Origin of the sequence: Xanthomonas sp. NCPPB 3582 (genome assembly GCF_041475735.2) — a bacterium.
GTDB classification, from domain to species: Bacteria; Pseudomonadota; Gammaproteobacteria; order Xanthomonadales; family Xanthomonadaceae; genus Xanthomonas; species Xanthomonas codiaei.
Genome location: NZ_CM192968.1, coordinates 2,625,214 through 2,647,246 on the forward strand (window position 1 = coordinate 2,625,214; position 22,033 = coordinate 2,647,246).

18 protein-coding genes and 1 other RNA gene are annotated in these 22,033 nt (G+C 67.0%); 3 read left to right on the forward strand and 16 right to left on the reverse strand.

Annotation, left to right across the window (positions count from 1 at the left end):
• Window positions 1-94 precede the first annotated feature (94 nt).
• From cobA to ACCQ05_RS11120, 7 genes are all read right to left on the reverse strand, one after another.
• Window positions 95-841: a uroporphyrinogen-III C-methyltransferase gene (gene cobA / locus ACCQ05_RS11090; protein ID WP_228964834.1), complete on the reverse strand. Its 747-nt coding sequence runs from the start codon at window positions 839-841 to the stop codon at window positions 95-97.
• Window positions 842-906: 65 nt separating this feature from the next.
• Window positions 907-3,642 (reverse strand): nitrate reductase, encoded by a 2,736-nt coding sequence (locus tag ACCQ05_RS11095; RefSeq protein WP_506191551.1) that lies wholly within the window; start codon window positions 3,640-3,642, stop codon window positions 907-909.
• Window positions 3,643-3,701: 59 nt separating this feature from the next.
• Window positions 3,702-4,067 carry a nitrite reductase small subunit NirD gene (gene nirD, locus ACCQ05_RS11100; protein WP_167394585.1) on the reverse strand — a complete coding sequence of 122 codons (366 nt, stop codon included), beginning with the start codon at window positions 4,065-4,067 and terminating at the stop codon, window positions 3,702-3,704.
• The gene (gene nirB, locus ACCQ05_RS11105; RefSeq protein WP_372394042.1) at window positions 4,064-6,481 is read right to left on the reverse strand and encodes a nitrite reductase large subunit NirB; all 2,418 of its coding nucleotides are present in this window, start codon (window positions 6,479-6,481) and stop codon (window positions 4,064-4,066) included. Before nirB ends, nirD begins: the two co-directional genes overlap by 4 nt.
• 58 nt (window positions 6,482-6,539) lie before the next feature.
• Window positions 6,540-7,709, reverse strand: coding sequence for a nitrate/nitrite transporter (locus ACCQ05_RS11110; protein WP_228964836.1), 1,170 nt, complete (start codon window positions 7,707-7,709; stop codon window positions 6,540-6,542).
• Window positions 7,710-8,441: 732 nt separating this feature from the next.
• Entirely contained in the window at window positions 8,442-9,506 is a 1,065-nt protein-coding gene (locus tag ACCQ05_RS11115) for a CmpA/NrtA family ABC transporter substrate-binding protein (RefSeq protein ID WP_228964819.1), read from the reverse strand.
• A gap of 4 nt (window positions 9,507-9,510) precedes the next feature.
• Complete coding sequence (locus tag ACCQ05_RS11120) at window positions 9,511-10,083, reverse strand: ANTAR domain-containing response regulator (RefSeq protein WP_064510879.1); 573 nt, start codon at window positions 10,081-10,083, stop codon at window positions 9,511-9,513.
• Window positions 10,084-10,167: 84 nt separating this feature from the next.
• Between ACCQ05_RS11120 and ACCQ05_RS11125 the strand changes: the two genes are divergently transcribed.
• Window positions 10,168-11,172: an NAD(P)-dependent oxidoreductase gene (locus ACCQ05_RS11125; protein ID WP_228964820.1), complete on the forward strand. Its 1,005-nt coding sequence runs from the start codon at window positions 10,168-10,170 to the stop codon at window positions 11,170-11,172.
• Window positions 11,173-11,316: 144 nt separating this feature from the next.
• Here ACCQ05_RS11125 and ACCQ05_RS11130 read toward each other — a convergent pair whose 3' ends face one another.
• The 5 genes from ACCQ05_RS11130 to ACCQ05_RS11150 all read right to left on the reverse strand — a co-directional run bounded on the left by ACCQ05_RS11130 (window position 11,317) and on the right by ACCQ05_RS11150 (window position 15,365).
• Window positions 11,317-11,679, reverse strand: coding sequence for a hypothetical protein (locus ACCQ05_RS11130; protein ID WP_372390279.1), 363 nt, complete (start codon window positions 11,677-11,679; stop codon window positions 11,317-11,319).
• Window positions 11,663-12,232: a molybdenum cofactor guanylyltransferase gene (locus ACCQ05_RS11135; protein WP_228964822.1), complete on the reverse strand. Its 570-nt coding sequence runs from the start codon at window positions 12,230-12,232 to the stop codon at window positions 11,663-11,665. Before ACCQ05_RS11135 ends, ACCQ05_RS11130 begins: the two co-directional genes overlap by 17 nt.
• Before the next feature lie 37 nt (window positions 12,233-12,269).
• Window positions 12,270-13,523, reverse strand: a complete 1,254-nt coding sequence (locus ACCQ05_RS11140; protein ID WP_372390281.1) for a molybdopterin molybdotransferase MoeA — start codon at window positions 13,521-13,523, stop codon at window positions 12,270-12,272.
• 338 nt (window positions 13,524-13,861) lie between these two features.
• Entirely contained in the window at window positions 13,862-14,914 is a 1,053-nt protein-coding gene (gene xth, locus ACCQ05_RS11145) for an exodeoxyribonuclease III (protein ID WP_228964823.1), read from the reverse strand.
• 235 nt (window positions 14,915-15,149) lie between these two features.
• A complete protein-coding gene (locus ACCQ05_RS11150) occupies window positions 15,150-15,365 on the reverse strand; it encodes a hypothetical protein (RefSeq protein ID WP_104541137.1) in 216 nt (71 codons plus the stop codon).
• 332 nt (window positions 15,366-15,697) lie between these two features.
• On the opposite strand from ACCQ05_RS11150, the gene ACCQ05_RS11155 reads away from it, so the two are divergent.
• Together ACCQ05_RS11155 and moeB are read left to right on the forward strand one after the other, a co-directional pair.
• Window positions 15,698-15,773, forward strand: a non-coding RNA gene (locus ACCQ05_RS11155) — sX9 sRNA.
• A 345-nt stretch (window positions 15,774-16,118) separates the two neighbouring features.
• Window positions 16,119-17,261, forward strand: coding sequence for a molybdopterin-synthase adenylyltransferase MoeB (moeB, locus tag ACCQ05_RS11160; protein WP_372390283.1), 1,143 nt, complete (start codon window positions 16,119-16,121; stop codon window positions 17,259-17,261).
• A gap of 100 nt (window positions 17,262-17,361) precedes the next feature.
• Here the strand turns inward: moeB and ACCQ05_RS11165 are convergent, their stop codons facing one another.
• The 4 genes from ACCQ05_RS11165 to ACCQ05_RS11180 all read right to left on the reverse strand — a co-directional run bounded on the left by ACCQ05_RS11165 (window position 17,362) and on the right by ACCQ05_RS11180 (window position 21,996).
• The gene (locus ACCQ05_RS11165; RefSeq protein WP_372390285.1) at window positions 17,362-18,582 is read right to left on the reverse strand and encodes a molybdopterin molybdotransferase MoeA; all 1,221 of its coding nucleotides are present in this window, start codon (window positions 18,580-18,582) and stop codon (window positions 17,362-17,364) included.
• 150 nt (window positions 18,583-18,732) lie between these two features.
• Window positions 18,733-20,130 (reverse strand): ribosome biogenesis GTPase Der, encoded by a 1,398-nt coding sequence (gene der / locus ACCQ05_RS11170; RefSeq protein WP_228964826.1) that lies wholly within the window; start codon window positions 20,128-20,130, stop codon window positions 18,733-18,735.
• A gap of 10 nt (window positions 20,131-20,140) precedes the next feature.
• Complete coding sequence (bamB, locus tag ACCQ05_RS11175) at window positions 20,141-21,358, reverse strand: outer membrane protein assembly factor BamB (protein ID WP_228964827.1); 1,218 nt, start codon at window positions 21,356-21,358, stop codon at window positions 20,141-20,143.
• The gene (locus ACCQ05_RS11180; protein ID WP_064510836.1) at window positions 21,358-21,996 is read right to left on the reverse strand and encodes a YfgM family protein; all 639 of its coding nucleotides are present in this window, start codon (window positions 21,994-21,996) and stop codon (window positions 21,358-21,360) included. Before ACCQ05_RS11180 ends, bamB begins: the two co-directional genes overlap by 1 nt.
• Window positions 21,997-22,033: the final 37 nt, after the last annotated feature.

A 22,033-nucleotide genomic window follows, 5' to 3' on the forward strand; every position in this document is an offset into this window, starting at 1 on the left:
GGAGTGCGAACGGCGCATGCCGGGCAGGCTGCAAGACGTCAGCGATCGAACCAGCGCGTTGCTGTCCTGCTGCGCGGCCGATGTCGCGTCACCCCTAGCCCACTGCCTGTTCCAGAACCGGAGCAAGGCGATCGTCGCAAGCGGCCGACGCCTGTGTGAGCGCATCGCCCACCAGCAGCAGGGTCGGCAGGCCCGGCAGCAAGGCCGCTGCAGTGGCGCCCAGCTCGCCCAGCGTGGTGAGGCGGCGTTGTTGCTCGGGACGTGTGGCCGCCTGCACGATGGCTGCCGGCGTACTGGCTGGCAGATGCGCCAGCAGCGCCGTCGCCAGCGCATCAGCGCGCCGCAGGCCCATGTAGATGCCCAGCGTGGTGCCGCTGGCGGCCAGCGCGCCCCAGTTCGGCTCGCCGTGGTCGTGCGTATGCGCAGTGACGAAGGTGATGCCGTGGCAATGATCGCGATGGGTCAGCGACACTTCCAGCGAGGCGGCGGCGGCGAACGCGGCGCTGACCCCATTGATCACCTGCACGCCGACGCCGGCGCGGCGCAGGAAATCGATCTCTTCGCCGGCCCGCCCGAACAACAAGGCATCGCCGCCCTTGACGCGCACCACGCGCAGGCCCTGCAACGCATAGCGACGCATCAGCCGGCAGATGAACTCCTGCGGCGTGGAGCGGCAACCGCCGCGCTTGCCGACCCGGATCACGCGCGCCTGCGGCGCCAGCTCGACGATGTCGGGGTTGGCCAGATCGTCGAGCAGCAGCACCTGGGCCGCTGCCAGCGCCTTGACCGCCTTGATGGTCAGCAACTCCAGATCGCCGGGGCCGGCAGACAGCAACACCACATCACGCGCGCAGGAAGGTGTGACGGACATGAAAGATCTCGCAGTGTGTGGAGGAAGATGGAACATCAGGCCAGCCGCGGTTGGCGGCAGAGCCGGGTCAGTTGCGGAACGCAGGAGCCGCAGACGGTGCCGCAGCCCAGGCGTTGTTTGAGCTGCGCCACATCGGCGCCATCGTCGATGGCCGCATGGATCGCCGATGCCGCGACGTTCATGCAGGTGCAGACGATCGGATCGCTGGGCGCCGCAGGCGTCTGCGCGAACACCGCCAGCCGCGCGCCGCGCCAGGGCTTACCCGCCAATGCGGTGGTCAGTAGCGCCTGATTGGCCTGGCTGGGTTGCGCGGCAGTGAGCAACAGTCCGTCGATATGACTGAGCCCGTTCTGCATTCGCCAGCCGACGCGGCGCATCAGCCCGCGGCGCAGGTCTCGATACTCCAGAACATCGGCGCCAGCCGGCAACTGCAGCGCGGCGACCAGCCGATCGATCCACGCTGCGTCCGGCGCTCGCTCGCAGGCGGCGTGCAACACCGCCCACTCCCCGGCCGACTCGGGCAGCGGTTCGGCATGCAGCCGCAGGCTGGCATAGCCGCACTCGCGCAGTAACGGCTGCAGCGCCTGCTGCAGCGCCAGCGCATCACCGCGCCGTGCCGCCAGCAGATGCCAGCCGAACGCGGCCTTCTCCACCCGCACCGCCGCGTGCTTGAGCTCGGGCTGCTGCGAGCGCGCGTCCACTGCCGGCGTACTCACTTCGTTGATGCCGCCGCTGGAAAGCGTCTGCCCGCTCCAGTGCATCGCTGCGAACACGGTACCCGAGCGCAGCTCGTCGGACAGTTCCAGCGGCAGCACCAGCGCGCCACGCTTGCTGGCCACCTGCACCAGTTCGCCGGCCACCAGTCCGCGTCGCGCCGCATCGTCGGGATGCATGCGCAAGGCCGGTTCCGGGCTGTGCGCGAACGCAGCCGCCACCCGCCCGGTGCGCGACATGCCATGCCATTGATCGCGAAGGCGACCGGTCAACAGCCGCATCGGAAAGCGCGCCGAGGTCGCCTCGGCCACCTTGCGATAAGCGGTGGCATGGAAGCGCGCGCGCCCGTTGTCGGTGGCGAAGACGCCATCGGTGTAACGCCGCGCCTGCCCCTGCGTGCTGCCGGCGGGAAACGGCCATTGCTGCGGACCGTTGTCCAGCACTGCGTAATCCAGCCCGCCGATATCCAGGTCGCGGCCCACCGTCAATGCGCGGTGTTCGTCGAACACCTGCGCAGTGGTGTCGAAGGCGAACAGCCCGGCCGCGGCGCCGGGTTGCAGCTTCGCCTGCAGCCGGCGTGCCACCTCATTGGCAATCCACCAATCCGCACGCGCCTGGCCCGGCGGCTCCACCGCCTTGCGCACGCGGGTGATGCGGCGCTCGGAGTTGGTCACGGTGCCGTCCTTCTCGCCCCAGCTGGCGGCAGGCAGCAGCACATCGGCGTACGGCACGGTGTCGGTGCCGGAAAACGCATCCTGCACGACCACCAGCTCGGCCTGCTCCAGCGCTGCGCGAATGCCGGCCACTTCCGGCATCGAGTGCACGGGATTGGTGCACACGATCCACACCGCCTTCAGCGTGCCGGCACGCAGGCGCTCGAACAACTCCACGGCCGGCGTGCCTGGCGTGGCACTGATGCGCCCGGCTGGCACGCCCCACAGCGCTTCCACCTCCGCACGATGCGCGGCGTTGCCGATCTCGCGGTGCGCGGCCAGCATCGTCGCCATGCCACCGACCTCACGCCCACCCATCGCGTTGGGCTGGCCGGTCAACGAAAACGGACCTGCACCGGGCTTGCCGATCTGCCCGGTGGCCAGATGCAGGTTGGTCAACGCCAGGTTCTTGTCGGTGCCGTGCGCGGACTGGTTCAAGCCCATGCAATACAGCGACAGCGCCGCCGGGCTGCGCCCGAACCACTCGGCCGCCTGCACCAGGTCCTCGTGCGAGATCCCGCAGATCTCGGCGCTCATGCGCGGGGTGTACTCGCGCAGCATCCGCTTGAGGGCGTCGAAGTCCTCGGTGTGCGCCGCAACGAAACGCGCATCCACCAGACCCTCCCAGATCAGGTGATGCAGCATGCCGTTGAACAGTGCGACGTCGGTCCCGGGTTCGATCGCCAGGTGCAGGTCGGCCATGGCCGCGGTATCGGTGCGGCGCGGATCGACCACGATCCAGCGGATCTCCGGGTTGCGTGCGCGCGCGTCTTCCAACCGGCGAAACAGCACCGGGTGCGCGTAGGCCATGTTGCTGCCGGCGAACAGCACCGTCTGCGCCAGATCCAGGTCCTCATAGCAGGTGGGCGGGCCATCGGCGCCCAGCGCCAGCTTGTAGCCGGTGACCGCGCTGGACATGCACAGCCGCGAATTGGTGTCGATGTTGTTGGTGCCGAGCAGGCCCTTGGCCAGCTTGTTGAAGACGTAGTAGTCCTCGGTGAGCAGTTGCCCGGACAGATAGAACGCCACCGCGTCCGGGCCATGCTCCTGGACGATGGCCGCCAGTTTGCTGGTGACATGCTGCAGGGCCTGATCCCAGCTCACCGGCGCACGCGGCGCCTGCCGATGCCGACGCAGTTCGGGGGCAAGCACGCGCCCCTGCGTGCTGGCGGTGGTCTGCGGCAGCGCCAGACCCTTGCTGCACAGGCGACCGTGATTGGCCGGGTGCTGCGGGTCGCCTTCGATGCCCACGATGCGCTCGCCGGTATCGTCGTGCTGGCTGTGGATCAACACGCCGCAGCCGACACCGCAGTAGCAACAGGTCGAGCGCGTGATGCGGTGCATCGGCGATGCCGCTGCTCCCTGCGCAACGGTCTGCGATGCCGGCGGCGTCAGGCCCTCGCTCATGCGGCCGGCTCGGCAACGGCCTGCGGCTCGGGCACCGGCTGCAACACGATCCATACCGCGCCGGCATCCACCTTCACCGGATACCGGGGCGCGCAGCCCACGTCCGGCGCGCAGGCCTGCCCGCTCTGCAAGCCGATCGCCCAGCCATGCAATGGGCAGGTGACCGTATCGCCGGCCACGATGCCCTGCGACAACGGACCACCCTTGTGCGGGCAGCGATCGCGCAGCGCAAAGACCTGATCGCTGGCAGTGCGGAAGATGGCGATCGGCGGCAGGCCATCGACCTCCAGCACGCGCGCACCCAGCGTCGGCAACTCCTGCAATGCGCACACATGCACCCACGCGTGATCGGGCATGCTCATTCCTCCACCGTTGCCGCAGGTGCTGCGATGCGCAGCGGTTGATACTCCTGGCGACGCTCGCCAGCGATGCGCGCCTTCCATGGGTCGACCAGGCCTTCGAGCGAAAACAGCAGTCGCTCGTACAGCGCTCGCCGGTTTGCCGCGTCCTCCACCACCTGCGCGCGGATGTAATCCAGGCCCACGCGTGCGATGTAGTGCACGGTGCGGTCCAGGTAATAGGCCTGCTCGCGGTACAGCTGCAGGAAGGCGCCGGTGTATTCGCGCACCTCCTCGGGCGTGCTGACCTTGACCAGGAAGCGCGCCACCTCGGTCTTGATGCCGCCGTTGCCGCCGACATGCAGTTCCCAGCCCGAATCCACCGCGATGATGCCCACGTCCTTGATGCCGGATTCGGCGCAGTTGCGCGGGCAGCCGGACACCGCCAGCTTCACCTTGTGCGGGCTCCACATATTGGCCAGCATGGTTTCCAGGTCGATGCCCATCTGGGTGCTGTTCTGGGTGCCGAAGCGGCAGAATTCGCTGCCCACGCAGGTCTTCACCGTGCGGATGGACTTGCCGTAGGCATGGCCCGACGGCATGCCCAGATCGCGCCACACATCCACCAGGTCTTCCTTCTTGACCCCGAGCAGATCGATGCGCTGGCCGCCGGTGACCTTGACCATCGGCACCGCGTACTTGTCGGCGACATCGGCGATGCGGCGCAGTTCGCCGGCATTGGTCACCCCGCCCTTCATCTGCGGAATCACCGAGAAGGTGCCGTCCTTCTGGATGTTGGCGTGGGCACGCTCGTTGATGAAACGCGATTGCGGGTCGTCGATGGCTTCATGCGGCCAGGTCGAGAGCATGTAGTAGTTGATCGCCGGCCGGCAGGTGGCGCAACCGTTGGGCGTGCGCCATTCCATGAAGGCATAGGCCTGCGCATGGGTGAGCAGCTTGTGCTCGCGAATGGCGCGGCGCACCTCGCCGTGGCTCAGGTCGGTGCAGGCGCACACGGCCTTGGTCTTGGGAGTTTCCTGGAAGTTGGAGCCCAGGCAGTTCATCAGGATCTGTTCCACCAGACCGGTGCACGAACCACAGGAACTGGCTGCCTTGGTGTGCTTTTTCACCTCGTCGACGGTGAACAGGCCTTGTTCGCTGATCGCCTTGACGATCGTGCCCTTGCACACGCCGTTGCAGCCGCAGACCTCGTCGCTGTCGGCCATGACGCTGGCGCGGTCCTGGCCGCCGGTGCCGGCATCGCCCAGGGCGCTTTCGCCGAAGATCAGCTGATCGCGCTGCGCCTGGATCGGCGTGCCGTCCTTGAGCAACTTGAAGTACCAACCGCCGTCGCTGGTGTCGCCATACAGGCAGGCCCCCACCAGCACGTCGTCGCGGATCACCAGCTTCTTGTAGACGCCGCCGGCCGGGTCGGACAGCACGATTTCCTCGCAACCATCGCCGCCCATGAAATCCCCGGCGGAAAACAGATCGATGCCGGTGACCTTGAGCTTGGTCGATGCCACCGAACCGCGATAGATGCCGATACCGAATTGCGCCAGATGGTTCGCGCACACCTTGGCCTGCTCGAACAGCGGCGCCACCAGGCCGTAGGCGATGCCGCGATGGTTTGCGCACTCGCCCACCGCATACACGCGGGGATCGAAGCTCTGCAGGCTGTCGTTGACCACGATGCCGCGCGAGCAATGGATACCGGCTTCTTCGGCCAGACGCGTGTTCGGGCGGATGCCGGCGGCCATCACCACCAGGTCGGCCGGGATTTCGCTGCCATCGGCGAACTTCACCCCCACCACCTCGCCCTGGGCATTGCCGAGCAGCGCGCTGGTGGCGGTATTCAGGCGGAATTCCAGCCCGCGCGCGCGCAGTGCCTGCTGCAGCAGGTTGCCGGCCACCGGGTCGAGCTGGCGTTCCAGCAACCAACTGGCCAGGTGCACCACGGTGACGTCCATGCCGCGCAGCTTCAGCCCGTTGGCCGCTTCCAGGCCAAGCAGGCCGCCGCCGATCACCACCGCATGCTGCTTGCTGCGCGCGGTATCGATCATGGTGCGGGTGTCCTGGATATCGCGATACCCGATGACACCTTTCAGATCGTTGCCGGGAATCGGCAGCACGAACGGTACCGAACCGGTGGCGATCAGCAGCCGGTCGTACTCGGCTTCGGTGCCGTCGGCGGCGATCACCCGGCGGCGCACGCGGTCGATGCGCGTCACCTCCTTGTTCAGATGCAGATGGATCCCATTGTCGCGGTACCAATCCAGCGGATTGAGCACGATATCGTCGAACTCCTGTTCGCCGGCCAGCACCGGGGAAAGCAGGATGCGGTTGTAGTTGGGATGCGGCTCGGCGCCGAACACGGTGATGTGGTACATGCCCGGCATCAGCTTGAGCAGCTCCTCCACGGTGCGGATGCCGGCCATGCCATTGCCGATGACGACGAGTCTGGGTTGCTTCATTGCCTGGATTCCTGTCGACATGTCAGACGCGTGCCGTGCCGGCGGTGGACCATTCGCTGCGCCACTGGGTCTTGACGCCTGCCAGGAGTCCCCAGCCGCCCAGCGCGAAGGCAGCGAACAGCCACATGCCCAACGCATAGCTGCCGGTGTGCTGCTTGAGCACGCCCAACCCGGCCGCAAGCGCAAAGCCACCGATGCCGCCGGCCATGCCGATCAAGCCGGTCATCACCCCGATGTCCTGGCCGAAGCGCTGCGGCACCAGCTGGAACACCGCGCCATTGCCGGCGCCCAGGCACAGCAACGTCAACACGAACAGCGCCAGCGTGATGGTGGCGCCTCCGGCACCGAACCCGGCAATACCCACCAGCGTGGCAACCAGCAGATACACCGCCAGCAAGGCGCGCGTGCCGCCTACGCGGTCGGCGATCACGCCACCCAACGGACGCATCACCGAGCCGGCCAGCACGCAGGCCGCAGTGGCCCAGCCCGCGGTGCGTGCGTCGAAATCGAACTGGTCGTGGAAGTAGCCCGGCAAGGCGCTGGCAAAGCCGGAAAAACCACCGAAGGTGATCGCGTAGAACAACATGAAACGCCATGCGTCGCGGTTGCCCACCAGCACGCGGCCGTAGTCGGACCACTGCTTGCGCGCGACCGGCGTTGGTGCCTCCTTGGCAATCGACGCAAACACGATCAGCGTCAGCACCAACGGAATGCATGCCAGTCCGAACACGTTCTGGTAACCGAAGGCGGCCGCCAGCATCGGGGCGAACAACGCCGCCAGCACCGTGCCGGAATTGCCTGCACCGGCGATGCCCATCGCCGTGCCCTGATGCTCGGGCGGATACCAGCGCGATGCCAGCGGCAACGCCACCGCAAACGACGCACCGGCAATGCCGAGCAGCACACCCAGCAGCAGCACCTGCCCCATGCTGTGCACGCCCAGCTGCCAGGCGCCGAACAGCGCAGCGATCACCGCCAGCTGCGCCACCATGCCGGCGCGCTTGGCGCCGATGCGATCGGCGAACATGCCCAGCACCAGGCGCAACACGGCCCCGCACAGGATCGGCACCGCCACCATCAGGGCGCGTTGCTGCGTGTCCAGGCCCAGCGATTGCGCGATCGGCACCTGCAAGGGACCGAGCAGGTACCACACCATGAAACTCAGGTCGAAATACAGGAAGGAAGCGAACAAGGTGGGCGTGTGCCCGGATCGCCAGAACGAGCGCTGCATAGAGACCTCTTGGAATGCGATGGTCAAAAAAAACGGCGCCCCTCCGGTAGACCGGAAGGACGCCGTTGCCCTGGATGCGTGCGGATCGCCGTTGAACCGCTGCACCGTGTACGTCTTGTTGCAGGTACGCCGTTGCACCTGCACGTAAGCACTACGCAATCACCATGCCAACTTTTTCACCCGTGCATCACGGCCACACAAGTTGTTGAGAAATAAGTGATTTGCTTATGGGATACCTGGCTTTTCGGGAATGCGGCCGTGCCGATGGCAGCGCTCGATTCCCGGCTTTCGTGCAGCGATGCACCAAACGTGTGCGGCGCATTCTGCGGCGCTGGGCAAGTCAGGAATTCGCAATCGCGCCACCGATTACGCGCGCTCCAAGACACGCAGCGCTACCAGCAGCTCGCTCGTCCCATGCACACCGACCCTCTCGACCGGTCCTTGCCCGCTCAGCGTCGCGGGACCTTATGCGGCATGGATGCCGCATAAGAGCCTCCACGGATGGATTCACGGCGTGTCCCGCGATGGTGGGCGGGCAAGGGCCCTGCAGCCACGCCTCAGATCAGCAGCGTCGCACGCCGATCATCGCAAGCGCGCAGGCACATCAATCCAAAGGCCTGCAGAAGAAGCGCAAGTCCACCAACAGATCCTCAGACACATGTATGGGTCTGAGGGACGCGAGAATCAGCCGCCTCAAGGCGTGTCGAACAAGAGGTTGCTGCGATGATCGCTGTCCGGCACCGCCACGCCCACGCGCGCCGCGGCACGACGGTAGTTGTCCAGGCGATGGATATCGCGTAACCGCGCGATATCCTCGTCGTGGATGGCATGCCATCCCCAGCGCTGGAACTGGCTCAGGAACCATTCGCCGTCGGACAGCCACGGCATGTTCACCGCACCATCGCGATGAAAGGCCAGTGACGTCGCATCGATACTGGGCGCATCGGCGTCGGCATCCAGGCACGCCGCCAAATGCGCTGCCGACACCCCGATATGCTGCGGTTCGGCCAGCCACTGCGCACACTGCGCGCGGTGGTCGGGCCCAGCATCCAGCCAGCGGCAGGCCTCCAGCACGCAGGCCGTCAGCTGCTGCGTCAGGTCCGGCTGCAGGGCGGCGAATTCGCGCCGGCACGCCAGCACCTTCTCCGGATGGCCGGGCCACAGCTCGCCGCTGCGGATCACCCGTGCCCCCACGCCTTGCGCCTGCGCCACCGCTGCCCACGGCTCGCCGGAGCAATAGCCATCCACCAGCCCGCTGCCCAGTGCGTCGGGCATCTGCGGTGGCGGAATGCTGAGCACATCGACATCGCGCATCGGATCCACCCCGCCTGCGGCCAGCCAGTAGTACAGCCACAATGCATGCGTGCCGGTGGGAAAGGTCTGCGCGAACACCGCGCGTCGTCCCAGGCCGGCCAGTGCCTGCGGCAACGCCTGCCCGTCGGCCAGCGCCTGCGCCAAGGTTGGCGCCAGGGTGATCGCCTGACCATTGTGGTTGAGCGTCATCAGCAAGGCCATCGCGCATTGCGGCCCGGCAATGCCCAGGTCGATGGCGTAGACCAGGCTGGCCAGCGCGTGGGCGGCGTCCACCTCGCCCGCCAGCAGCCGATCGCGCACGCCCGCCCAGGAGGCCTGCCGTTGCAACTCCAGGTGCAGGCCATGCGCGTGGTCCAGCCCCAGCCGCTGCGCAGCCACCAGCGGCGCGCAATCGATCAGCGGCATGTAGGCCACACGCAGTATGGGAAGGTCGGCTTGGCTCATCGGTTCATCCCAGCAATTCGGCCATGGCCACGATGCGTCGCGCCACTTCGGCCAGCTTGACGCCCTGCTTCATCGCCTGCTGGCGCAGCGCGGCATAGGCATCGGCCTCGCTGAGGCCGCGTTTCTCCATCAACAGGCCCTTGGCGCGATCGATCTGTTTGCGGTCCTGCAAGGCCTGCTGCACGTCGTCTAGGCGCTTGCGCATGCTGCTTTCGTGCGCAAACCGCGCCAGCGCCACCTGCACGATCGGCGCCAACCGCGCCGGCGCCAGGCCATCGACCACGTACGCGGTGACACCCGCACCCACTGCAGCGTGGATCAAGGCATCGTCGCCATCGCCGGAAAACATCACCACCGGTCGCGGCGCATGCGTGTGCAGCATCGACAACTGCTCCAGGGTGTCGCGCGAGGGCGAATCCACATCGATCACCACCACATCCGGCTGCTGGCTCTGCACCGCATGCAGCAGCGCACCCACCGAGGCCACATCGTCGAGCACCGTATAGCCGGCGCGCGTCAGCGCCTGGCGCAATTGCCCGATCGGCTTTTCGGTATCGTTGACCAGCAAAACACGCATTGGCGGCAGCGAGGCGTGTGGACGTGACCCGATGGTGCCATGCAACATGCCGTTGGTGCGAGTCATCTTTTGGAGAGTGGGCCGATGCCGTTGTTTCCGTTGTTCGCCAACCTGCAGGGGCGCGCCGTGCTGGTGATCGGTGGCGGCGAGGTCGCCACGCGCAAGGTGCTGGCGCTGCTCAAGGCCGGCGCACGGATCCGCCTGTCCGCGCATGCGCTCTCGCCCGAGCTGGCGGCCCTGATGCAGGCCGGTCGCTTCGAGCAACTGGGGGGCGACTTCGATCCGGCCTGGATCGACACGGTGTGGCTGGTGGTCGCGGCCACCGACGACACCGCCTTGAACCAACGCGTTGCTGCTGCCGCCGGGGCGCGTCAGCGCCTGGTCAACGTGGTGGACGATGCCGAGCTGTCCACCTACCAGGTACCGGCGATCGTGGACCGCGACCCGCTGGTGATCGCCATTTCCTCGGCGGGCGCCGCCCCGATGCTGGCACGGCGCCTGCGCGAGCGGCTGGAACGCGAGCTGGATGCATCGGTAGGCCGCTTCGCCGGCCTGTTTGCGCAGCATCGCGAGCGCATCCGCAGCCAGTTCCCGGACATGAACCGGCGCCGGCGCTGGTTCGATCGCGTCATCGACGGCCAGGTGCCTGTGCTGCTGCAGGCCGGCGACGAGGCAGCGGCCGAAGCCGCATTCATTGCGGCGCTGGACGACGCCGGCACGGTGCCAGCGCGTGGCAGCGTGCAGTTGGTGGGCACCGGACCGGGCGATCCGGGCCTGCTCACCCTGAAGGCGCTGCGTGCGATGAACCTGGCCGACGTGCTGGTGGCCGGCGACGACATTCCCGATGCGGTGCTCGAACTGGCGCGCCGCGACGCCTCCCGGCGCAGCATGCCGCACGCTGCCCAGGCGCAGCTGTCCCTGCTGCTGGAACTGGCCAGCGACGGGCTGCACGTGGTCGCGTTGCGCAGCGGCACCGGCTACGACGACGACGCCGCCGCACCGATCGAAACCGCATTACGCGCACAGGGGCTGGTGTGCGAGCGCGTGCCGGGGATCTACCAGGAGCGGTGCAAGCGACCTGCGGGGTGATCGCTTGGGCGGCCATCGCTTGGGCAATCACGGCGTGGGAGCACGGCGCGCCGTTCGGTACGCCGCATAAAAACAGCTTGCGCCTGGCCTTCAAACCTCGATGAAAGACAGCGTACAGGGCAGCAACACAGCTGGCCCGGCAGGTTATTCCTTGGGAAACCGCTTGCGCGCACTGTCGCGCACATCGATATCGAAGGTCACCTGCAGCGCCATGTGTTCTGCATGCCCGGCGCCCGCGTCGAAGCTGAAATGCAGGCCGTCGCGGCTGGGCAGGCGCCGCGCGTGCTCTTCCAGGGCATCGCGCGGCACCAGCAATTGCCAATGCTCGGTGGCGCAGTTGTAGGCCGCATGACCACCGGTGAGACTCACACTGTGCCGTACCAGGCGCGCGCCTTGCCCGCTGGGCAGCCGGCTCAGGTTGTCGACGCTCTGCCCGGCCAGCAGCGCCGCCAGCTCGTCCTCGTCGATGCGAAACCGCACATGCTGGCCTTCAATCTGGATTTTCATGGATGAGCTGACTCCACTGCTCGGGCGTATTGCAATTGACGAACGCGGCGCGTTCGCTGGCGGTGACAGCCACGCGATGGCAATGCAAGGACTGCTGCAGGCCACGCAGCGAGCGTGACGACGCAGCGCCGGCCATCAGGACCGCCAACGCGTCCCGCACGGTGGTGTCCACGCATAGGCGCATCGGCAGCATCTGCGCTTCGAAGCTCACGCAGCGCTGTCGTACCGGCGCCAGCAACCGCGCCAGCAGCGGCGTGGATAGCAACGGCATATCCACCGGCACCACTACCAACATGGTTCCATCGGCGACACGATCGATCACGCTTGCCAGCCCGCCAAGCGGCCCCAGGTCGGGCTGCCTGTCCGCGATGCCGGCGTACTCGGGGCGATCGCCGCTGACCAGCACGTCCTGCGCGCCCGCTGCGTGCAGCAGGGCCTGCATATGCGCAATCAACGGCTTCCCGTGCCAGCGCAGCAAGGCCTTGTCCTGCCCCATCCGCGAGGAGCGGCCACCGGCCAGCACCACACCGGTCCATGCCGATGCCGTGCTCATGCAGCGCCTGGCCTCACAGCGGCGTGTTCGCGCCGGCTCACGGCAGCACCGAGGGTGCCGCCGGCTGCAGATGCCCCAGCCCGAACACGGCCACCTGGGTGCTCGCTGCCGCGGTGTCCTCCTGCGGCTCCAGCACCGCCCACACATCGGCCTGCAACAACGGGGCGACGCGGAAGGATTCCTGCTGCGGCAGGATCTGCACGCGCAGCTCTCCCGTTGCGGTGCACTGCAATCGTGCGCGCAGATGCTGGCGCCAGGTCGGCCTTGCCTGCATCGGCGTCTCCAGGGCCACGCGCATGCCGCGCTCGGCAGGCATGCCCAACAAGCCGCGCAAGGCCGGCTCGACGAAGAACCGCAGCCCGGCGGCACTGGCCATCGGATTGCCCGGCAGGCCCATATACAACACCCCGTCGGGAAACCGCGCCAGCAGCACCGGTTTGCCCGGTCGCACCGCGACCTTGTGAAACAGCACGCTCGCGGCATGCCGCGCCAGCGCGTCGGGCACGAAGTCGTAACGCCCGCGCGAAACGGCACCGGTACTCAGAATCACATCGGCACCGGCACTGCGTGCCTGTGCAAGCGCCGCATCGAAGGCCGCATCGTCATCGCCCACCTGCCCTTGCCACACCAGCTGTGCACCTGCCGCATGCAACTGGCTGCGTAGATAGCTGCTGGTGCCATCGCGTATCTGGCCGTGCTGCAACGGCTGTGAGCAATCGCTGATCAATTCGCGCCCGGTCGCGATCAGAGCCACGCGCGGGCGACGCACGACCCGGATCTGCGCGCAGCCCAACCCGGCCAACAGCATCAGGTGCGCGCCACGCAGCACGGTGCCCGCCTCGATCACCACGTCGCCCAGGCGCACATCCTCGCCGCGGCGACGAATATGCTGCCCCGCCCGTACATCCGCGCGAAGGCGAAACCGGATGGGGCGCGCGCCATCGTGTTCTAGCACATGCACCTGTTCGATCGGCACCACCGTGTCGGCACCTGCAGGCACGCCGGCACCGGTCATGATTTCCCACGCCCCGCCCTCGGCGGCGGCAAGTGGATCTGCTCCGGCGGCCAAGGTATCGGCAACCAGGTGCTCGCTTCCGGCCATCGCACCAAGTCCGCGTGTGGCGATCGCAAAACCGTCCATCGCACTGTTATCGAAGGGCGGCAGCTCCGCCGGGCTCGACAGTGCCTGCGCAAGCACCCTGCCTTCGGCATCGGCGCTGTGCACCCATTCGCTGGCGAGCGTGGCAACCTGCTGATGCACGATGGCGAGTGCTTCGGCGTAGCTGATCATGAACGACACTGCCGACCGATGGATGACCTGGCTAGGATACCGGCCCGCCCTGTGACCGGTATAGCCGCAGCGCTGGAGCGAATTTGCCGCGGCGACTGCTTACGCGAACGCAAGCCGCGCAGCGATCGGCGCCTTGCCCAGGCGAGCTGTGTCCATCATCGGGCGTCGCGCCCGACAGCCACGCGTGCCGGCGATGCCTTGCCGACACGACTGCCGAATGCCACTCAAGGTTGCGACCCTGCAGGCAGAAACGGCAGACGCGGCGTGTAGCGCGTGCACACACAGCCCCCTGTGCGCGCTTGCCCAGACCGCACGCATCCGGCGGTTGCCCTCACGCCTCAATGGTCACTGGTCTGCTGCTGGCGACTCGCACGCTTTTTCGTCGCTGCTTTCCGCGGCTTCGCCACCTTGGTCGGCGTTGGGGTTTTTGCCACGCTTTTGCTTGTCGCCTGACTAGCAGTGGTGTTCTTGGCCGGACGCTGCGATGCGCGCTTTGCCGGTGTCGGAGTGCGCGACTTGCGCATTGCCGCCTTCTTGGCGACCACCCGCTTGCGAGTGCCCGCAGCCGCTTCGACCGCGGCGTCCGCCTGCACTGCTGCCTCCGGCAGGCGCACGCGGATCCAGGTCGGTGCATGATCGCTGGCCTTTTCCAGAGCGCGCACCCATTTATCCACACCCGCATCCTGCAGGCCGGATGCCAGTGCGTCATTGAGCAGCAAATGGTCGATCCGCAGGCCGCGGTCGCGCGCAAAGTGCTGGCGGAAATAGTCCCAGAATGTGTAAGGCGCCGCGGCGCCGTGCACTGCCAGCAGGCTGTCGGTCCAGCCCTGCGCCAGCAGCGTCGCGTAGGCCTTGCGGCTCTCCGGCTGCAGCAAGGCGTCCTTGCGCCATCCCTTGGGATCGTAGATATCCGCATCGGTCGGCACCACGTTGAAATCGCCGATCAAGGCAACCGGATGCGGCAACTCCACCAACGTTCTGGCATGACGGATCAATCGCTGGAACCAGGCCAGCTTGTAATCGAATTTCGGCCCCGGCTGCGGGTTGCCATTGGGCAGATACAGGCAGGCCACCACCACGCCGTGGATCGCCGCTTCCAGATAGCGGCTTTGTGTATCGCCAGGGTCCCACGGCAAGCCGCGTCGGATCTCCACCGGTTCTGCATCGCGTGCCAACAACGCTACGCCGTTCCAGGACCGCTGCCCCTGCCAGATCACGCCATAGCCGGCGTCACGTATCGCCCGCTCCGGAAATACCTCCTGGGCGGCTTTCAGTTCCTGCAATCCAACGATGTCCGGCTGTTCGCGCTCGAGCCATTGCAGCAGATGCGGCAGACGGCTGGCGATACCGTTGACGTTGAAGGTGGCGATCTTGCGCGTGATCGGTGCCATGGCGTCCCTGCGAGGTGTGGGTCAACGGGATACAGCCGCATCGTGCGGATAAATGACATACAGGCTCAGACGAGCCGGAGCCGTTTCGCAAGCTCCCGCAGGTGCCTGCGCCTGCGGGCCACCGCTGTTGCGAAACGTCGCTTGCCGAGCCAACGAGCGATTACCGACTGCGCAGCAGGAGAACATGGCCGTCGATCGGCGCGCCACTCAACACCGGGCGGCTGCGCCGCCGACATCACGCTCCAGGGTCGGCAGGCCCCAGCTGATGGGCGGCAAGGAGTTCTTCGATTCGTCTTGCGATCTGCGCAGCCTGTTCCGGCGAATCGGCAGCGCCGCTGATTGTCTCAGCACGTGCATGGAACACATCCCAGAAATCATCCGGGTGTTGCTTGCGGATCTGGGGCAATTGCTCTGCCAGCTCTTTCAGTTGCGCATCGATGTCGGGAGCCATGCGGATTTCCTCTCACATTCAAACGGCCGGGGGCACGCAGCGTTGGGCATCAGGCCGGGCTGCGCGCCGCTGGGAAGTTGCCCACACCACGGTATCCAGGCACGGAACCAGTATGCGAACGTGGATCGGGTACGGACATGGCTCCACCCTACTGCCGCGCCGGTGAGCCTCACGCCAACGCGTGGTGCAGCCAGCACGCGCCGCATCGCAAACGGCCGGGCACCCCGGCCGGCCAGGTGTTGGAGCACCCAGCTGCCTGCATGGCTGGCTAAGAGCAGCTAGCAAAACGACTGCGCGGCCGCCAGGCGGGCGCGGTCGGTGCTCGGTGCGGCATGTACCACTCGTACACTGCGGTTCCTCCGCGCCGTCCGCACCCACCTGACGACCGCTCGCTACGTTTTGTTAGCCGCTCTTAGTCGCGATAGCGAACTGAGCCGCTGCAACGCATAGATGATTGGTTGCATCGCGCAGCTGTGCCCACAGCTACCCGGCACCGCAGCGCCATCGAGCAAGGCATCGTGACTGCGGTCGCGCCGCGGCGGCGCCCTCGCGTGGCCAACGTCCTCGAGCAGCGGGCATCTGGCTCGCTTGTGCCGGTCACGCGATGCTCGCCACGCATAAGCGATCGAGTGCGGATTCCTTCCGATGTCGCCGTCAGCCGTCTGCAGCCGCAACCCGGGTCGAACCGCGCAGGCTGGCGCAGGTACAGCGAGCGCTGCACATTGCGCACCGGCGTTGCGCGACAATAGCGCCATGAGCAGCCACGACATCTCCCCAGCCGATGCGCGCGCGCGCGCCCTGCAGGGCGCCTTGCTGATCGATATCCGGCAACTGCACGAGCGCGCCAGCGGCCAGGCCGAGGGCGCCGCGGCCATCGCACAAGGCGACCTGGAAGCTGAGCCCAGCCACTACCTGCCCGAACGGGCGCGCGAGATCGTCTTGATCTGCCAGAGCGGCAAGCGTTCTGCGCAGACGGCCGCGACCTTGCGTGCGCGCGGGTTCACCCAGGTGAGCTCGGTGCTGGGCGGTACCACGGCGTGGCAAAACGCCGGCTTGCCGGTAGTGCGCCCGACGCTGCCTGCGGACGAGCAGGATTTTCTGGAACGCTATTCGCGGCACTTGCGGCTGCCGCAAGTCGGCTTCGACGGCCAGCAGCGACTGGCAGGTGCGCGCGTGCTGCTGATCGGCGCCGGCGGCCTGGGCTCGCCGGCCGCGTTCTATCTGGCGGCTGCGGGGGTTGGACACTTGCGTCTTGCCGACGACGATGTGGTCGACCGCAGCAATCTGCAGCGCCAGATCCTGCATACCGAAGACAGTGTGGGCATCGCCAAGGTCGACTCGGCGGCACGACGCATTGCCGCGCTCAATCCGCGCGTGCACATCGATGCAGTGCAGGCACGGGTCACCGCCGAGAATGTGGAGGCCTTGCTGCAGGACGTGGACGTTGTGGTCGATGGCGCCGACAACTTTCCCGCGCGCTATCTGCTCAACGATGCCTGCGTCAGACTCGGCAAACCGCTGATCTACGGCGCCGTGCAACAGTTCGAGGGCCAGGTGAGCGTGTTCGATGCGGGCCGCAATCGTGGCCATGCGCCCTGCTACCGCTGCCTGTTCCCCGAGCCGCCGCCGCCCGAATTCGCACCCAGCTGCGCCGAGGCCGGCGTGCTTGGCGTACTGCCCGGTGTGATCGGCCTGCTGCAGGCGACCGAGGCGGTGAAGTTGCTGCTTGGCATTGGCGACAGCCTGGCCGGGCGCCTGCTCAGCTTCGATGCGCTGTCGATGCGGTTTCGCGAAATCCGCCTGCCGCCCGATCCGCAATGCCCGGTCTGTGCGCCAGGCACCCCGTTTGCGGGGTATCCGGATTACGCCGCATTCTGCGGCAGCGCCGTCGATTGACACCCACCACCGTGCTACCTGTTTGCCGACCGGCGCAGCGTTGTCGCTGCGCGGATCGTGCACATCGGCGCCCCATGGAGTCACACCGATCCGCACGCGCCTACAGCGCGTAAGGAATCACCCGTACGATCTCGCCGGCTTCGAAACGACGCGCCTGCTCCGGCAGCACGATCAGCGCGTTGCTGTCGGCGGCGCCACGCAGCAGATGCGAGGCATCGCCACGACGCGGCAGCGCGCTCAGGCGTCCATCGGCGCCGCACTCCAGCCGCCCGCGCAGGAACTCCAGCCGTTCATGCCGCTTCTCCCAAGGACTGGCCAACGCGGCATTCCACAGCGGCCGCGGCTCGCTGCGGCCCTGCAGGCCATCCAGCAACGGCACGCCATAGGCGATCAGCGTCGCCAGCACCGAGACCGGATTGCCTGGCAGCCCCAATATCACGCAGCGGCCGATCTGCCCCAGCACCGCCGGCATGCCCGGGCGCATGCGTACGCGCCAGAAATGGATCTGGCCCAGTTCGCCGATCAGCCGCGGCAGATAATCCTTTTCGCCCGCGGACACGCCGCCACAGGTAATCACCACATCGAACGCCGCCGCTGCATCTTCCAGCATGGTACGGATGCGCTGCGGATCGTCCGGCAACGTCGGCCACGCGGTGGGCGCATAGCCCAGCGCCCGCAGCTGCGCCATCAGCATGTCGCGATTGCTGTTGTAGATCTGTCCGGGGCCCAGCGGCATGCCCGGCTCCACCAGCTCGTCGCCGGTGGCCAGCACCGCGATGGTGGGCCGCGGCGCCACCGCCAGCCGCGAGACCCCGAGCGCCGCCGCCAGACCGATGCGGGCCGGAGTCAGCACCTGCCCGGCCTGGATCACCAGATCGCCGGCACGCACATCGCTGCCAGCCAGGCGCACCGAGGCACCCGCGCCAGGCGCAGTACGGATGAGCACCAGTCCATCGCGCTCTTCGGTGTCTTCCTTGGGCACCACGGTGTCGGCACCGGCCGGCAGCGGCGCGCCGGTAGTGATGCGCAGGCATTGCCCTGGACCCAGCGTGCCGTCCCAGCATTCGCCGGCAAACTGCTCGCCGACCAGTTGCAGGCGGGTTTGCTCATTCACCAGATCGACGTGGCGCAGCGCAAAGCCGTCCATCGCACTATTGGCGAACGGTGGCAGCGCCAGCGGGGCAATCAGATCGCCGGCACAGATGCGCCCATCGGCACGCGCGGTGGCGATGGTTTCGTCCGGCGAACGGTTGGCGCCCGCCACGGCATGCAGGATCTGCAGCGCCTGCGCGTAGGCAATACGGGTGGGATAGTCGTTCATGCCACGAAGGATACCAGCGCCTCGCGAAAGGCCGGTGCGCAGCAGCACCTCGGAAGACATGGCTGCATCTGACACACGACACGCAGCGGCTCAGGCGCGGCTGCATGCGTCGTCGACATCACGACACGCATGCGCGAGGTGGTAACGGTCTTACTTGCCCTTGACGTGCCGCATCAGCCGCCGCTTGCGCGCAATCTGGCGGTCGGTCAGCGGGTTCTTCTTGCCTTCGTATGGATTGGCGCCTTCACGGAAGATGAAACGCACCGGCGTGCCGACCAGCTTGAACCGCTTGCGGAAGAAGTTTTCCAGATAGCGCTTGTACGACTCGGGCAATACCTTCAGGCGCGTACCATGCACGATGAAGGTCGGCGGGTTCGCACCGCCAGGATGCACGTAACGCAGCTTGGAGACATGGCCACGGATGCTCGGCGGCGGATTGGTCTCGTAGGCGATTTCCAGCGCCTGGTTCACTTCGCTGGTGCTGAATTCGTGCGTGGCCGAGGCGTGCGCGCGATGGATGGCCTGGAACAGCTCGCGCATGCCCGAGCCATGCAGCGCAGAGATCCGCACTGCCTCGGCCCAGTTCACGAAGCCCAGCTTGCGCGACAGCAGGTCTTCGGCCTGTGCCCGTTGGTAGTCGCTCTGCCCGTCCCATTTGTTGATCGCCACCACCAGCGCACGGCCGGCATCCAGGATCGCGCCGAGGATCGTCGCGTCCTGATCGGTCACTCCTTCGGTGGCATCGAGCATCAGCACCGCGACCTGGCATTGCTCGATCGCCTGCAGCGTCTTGAACGCGCTGAACTTCTCCACCGCCTCTTCCACCTTGCCGCGACGGCGCAGGCCGGCGGTATCGATCAGGCGGTATTGGCGATTGTCGCGTTCCAGGTCCACCGCGATCGAATCGCGGGTGGTGCCAGGCACTTCGGAGGCGATCATGCGCTCCTCGCCCAGCAACCGGTTGACCAGTGTGGACTTGCCCACGTTCGGCCGCCCTACGAAGGCGATGCGCACGCGCGCCGGGTCGTTGTCCAGCAGCTCGCCCGATCCTTCTTCCGGCAGGCGCGCGCCGACTTCGTCGAGCAACTCGTCGATCCCCTGCCGATGCGCGGCAGACAGCGCCACCACATCGGAGAACCCGTAGCGCGCGAATTCCGAGCGCACGGTTTCTTCGTCGGTGCCATCGATCTTGTTGATCACCAGCACAGTGGGGCGCGCCAGTTTGCGCAACCAGGCCAGGATCTCGTCGTCCAGCGAGGACGCACCTTCGCGGCCATCGACCACGAACAACACCAGATCGGCTTCGCCTGCGGCGGCACGCGCCTGACGCGCGGTGGCGCCGGCCAGGCCCTCTTCCTCGCCGGCGATACCGCCGGTATCGACGACGATGAAGGGTTGCTGCTCGTCGAGACGGCAGACACCGTAATTGCGGTCGCGGGTGACGCCAGGCTGGTCGTGGACCAGCGCGTCACGGGTGCGCGTCAGCGCATTGAAGATGGTGGACTTGCCGACATTGGGCCGTCCAACCAGGGCGACCAGGGGCAGCATCGCAAGGTCCTTATTGTGCCAACCGGAAGGCGGAGAGATCGCCGTCGGTATTTTGTACCAGCAGAATGCCATCGACGACCACCGGCTGCGCCAGCAGCGTGTCGCGTCCAGCGCGAGCGCGCGCGGCCAGTGCACCGTCGCTGAGCTTGAGCCAGTGCAGGTAGCCCTTGTAATCGCCGACCACGGCATAGTCGCCCTGGATGGCCACGCCGGTGAGCGAGCGCCGCGCCAGGGCAGCCTGCGACCACATCGCCGCACCGCTGCTCTTGTCCAGGCCCCACACCGAACCGGCATTGTCGGACACCACCACCACGGCCGACGACACACCAACGCCACCGGCGCCGCCGTGATCGCGCGTCCACAGCGGACGGCCGCTTGGGCCTTCCAGCGCCAGGGTTTCGTTCTTGAAGCTGGTGGCGTACAGCGTGGTGCCATCGAGCACCGGCGCACCGTCCACGTCGGACATGCGCTCCAGCTCGGTCCGGCCTTCCGGCACGCCAATGGCCTGCTCCCACAACGGGCGGCCATCCTGCAGTGCCAGCGCGCTCAAGGTGCCGCTGTCGTTGCCCACGAATACCACGCCCGGGCCGGTCACGATCGGCGCATTGCCACGCACCGACAAGGTCGGGCCTTCCTCGGAGTGGAACCAGCGACGCTCGCCGGTGGCGGCATCGAACGCGGTGACGCGGCCGTCGTTGCTGCGCACCAGCACCAGGTTCTGCGCGATCGCCGGTGCGGCGATCACTTCGTTGGGCACCTTGGCGCGCCACTTTTCGGTACCGTCGGCCTGGTTCAGGGCAATCACATCGCCAGACAGGCTACCGATCACCACCAGCCCTTCGCCGACCCCGGGGCCGCCGGACAGGCGCTGCTTGAACTTGCGATCGTTGCGCTCTTCCTTCTTGGGCTCGTATTCCCACACGCGCTTGCCGGTCTGCAGGTCGAGCGCCTGCACGCCACCGGCGATCGCCGCGGCATAGACCTTGCCGTCGGCCACGGCCGGGCGCTGACGCACACCGATATGTCCCTCGCCCTTGCCCACCCCGGTGGACCAGATCTTGTCGACCTTGACCGAGGGTTCGAACTTCACCAGCTCGGCCGGTTCCTGCGCCTTCTTGGCAGCAGCGTCCTTCCCGGCAAACCAGCCCTTGACGGTGCTGCAACCCGCCAGCGACAGACCCATCACGGCAACCAATGCAACGCGCTTGTACATATCAACCTGCTTCATCAAATCTGCTCCGCCGGATCGGGCACCTTGCCGCCCACATCCATCAGCTTGGTTTCCAGCAAGCGGCGTTGCGGCGAGGCCACATCCACCGTAGGCAGTGCCCGGGTATACAGCGCACGCGCCTCATCGGGCTTACCCTGCGCGACCAGTGCATCGCCGCGGATTTCCAGGCTGGCATGGTCCTGCGCATCGGCCAGCAGCTTGATCGCTTCGTCCGGCTTGCCGCTTTCGATCAGCACGCGCGCCAGGCGCTGCTGCACGATCTGCTTGAGCTCGCCTTCGGCGGGCACGTCACGCAAGGTCTTGATCGCTTCGGCGTTCTTGCCGGCGTCGACCTGGGCCTTGGCCAGACGCAGCGCCGCAAGCTCGGCGTAGATGCCGCCCTTGCCGTCGTCCAGCGCCACGATGTCCTTGGCGGCCTTGTCCAGGTTCTTGGCCTGGATCGACTTCACCACCGCCTCGTAACGGGCGTTGGCCTCAACCAGTTCGGTATTGGTGCGTTTCTGCCACCACTGCCAGCCCAGGATCAGTGCCAGACCGAGCAGGACGCCGCCCACCAGCCCCGCACCATTCTTTCTCAACCAGGAACGAACGCGTTCGCCTTGTTCGTGTTCGTCCAGCAGATCGTCGATCGCCATGCGTACTCTCGCTCCGTCATCCCGGAGGCGCGGAACA

Coding starts and splice junctions, on each gene's coding strand:
- ACCQ05_RS11095 (WP_506191551.1), bottom strand. CDS start 3,642: ATGCACCGCATCACGCGCTCGACCTGTTGCTACTGCGGTGTCGGCTGC.
- nirD (WP_167394585.1), bottom strand. CDS start 4,067: ATGAGCATGCCCGATCACGCGTGGGTGCATGTGTGCGCATTGCAGGAG.
- nirB (WP_372394042.1), bottom strand. CDS start 6,481: ATGGCCGGCATCCGCACCGTGGAGGAGCTGCTCAAGCTGATGCCGGGC.
- ACCQ05_RS11115 (WP_228964819.1), bottom strand. CDS start 9,506: ATGAGCCAAGCCGACCTTCCCATACTGCGTGTGGCCTACATGCCGCTG.
- ACCQ05_RS11120 (WP_064510879.1), bottom strand. CDS start 10,083: ATGCGTGTTTTGCTGGTCAACGATACCGAAAAGCCGATCGGGCAATTG.
- ACCQ05_RS11125 (WP_228964820.1), top strand. CDS start 10,168: ATGCCGTTGTTTCCGTTGTTCGCCAACCTGCAGGGGCGCGCCGTGCTG.
- ACCQ05_RS11130 (WP_372390279.1), bottom strand. CDS start 11,679: ATGAAAATCCAGATTGAAGGCCAGCATGTGCGGTTTCGCATCGACGAG.
- ACCQ05_RS11135 (WP_228964822.1), bottom strand. CDS start 12,232: ATGAGCACGGCATCGGCATGGACCGGTGTGGTGCTGGCCGGTGGCCGC.
- ACCQ05_RS11140 (WP_372390281.1), bottom strand. CDS start 13,523: ATGATCAGCTACGCCGAAGCACTCGCCATCGTGCATCAGCAGGTTGCC.
- xth (WP_228964823.1), bottom strand. CDS start 14,914: ATGGCACCGATCACGCGCAAGATCGCCACCTTCAACGTCAACGGTATC.
- ACCQ05_RS11150 (WP_104541137.1), bottom strand. CDS start 15,365: ATGGCTCCCGACATCGATGCGCAACTGAAAGAGCTGGCAGAGCAATTG.
- moeB (WP_372390283.1), top strand. CDS start 16,119: ATGAGCAGCCACGACATCTCCCCAGCCGATGCGCGCGCGCGCGCCCTG.
- ACCQ05_RS11165 (WP_372390285.1), bottom strand. CDS start 18,582: ATGAACGACTATCCCACCCGTATTGCCTACGCGCAGGCGCTGCAGATC.
- der (WP_228964826.1), bottom strand. CDS start 20,130: ATGCTGCCCCTGGTCGCCCTGGTTGGACGGCCCAATGTCGGCAAGTCC.
- bamB (WP_228964827.1), bottom strand. CDS start 21,358: ATGAAGCAGGTTGATATGTACAAGCGCGTTGCATTGGTTGCCGTGATG.
- ACCQ05_RS11180 (WP_064510836.1), bottom strand. CDS start 21,996: ATGGCGATCGACGATCTGCTGGACGAACACGAACAAGGCGAACGCGTT.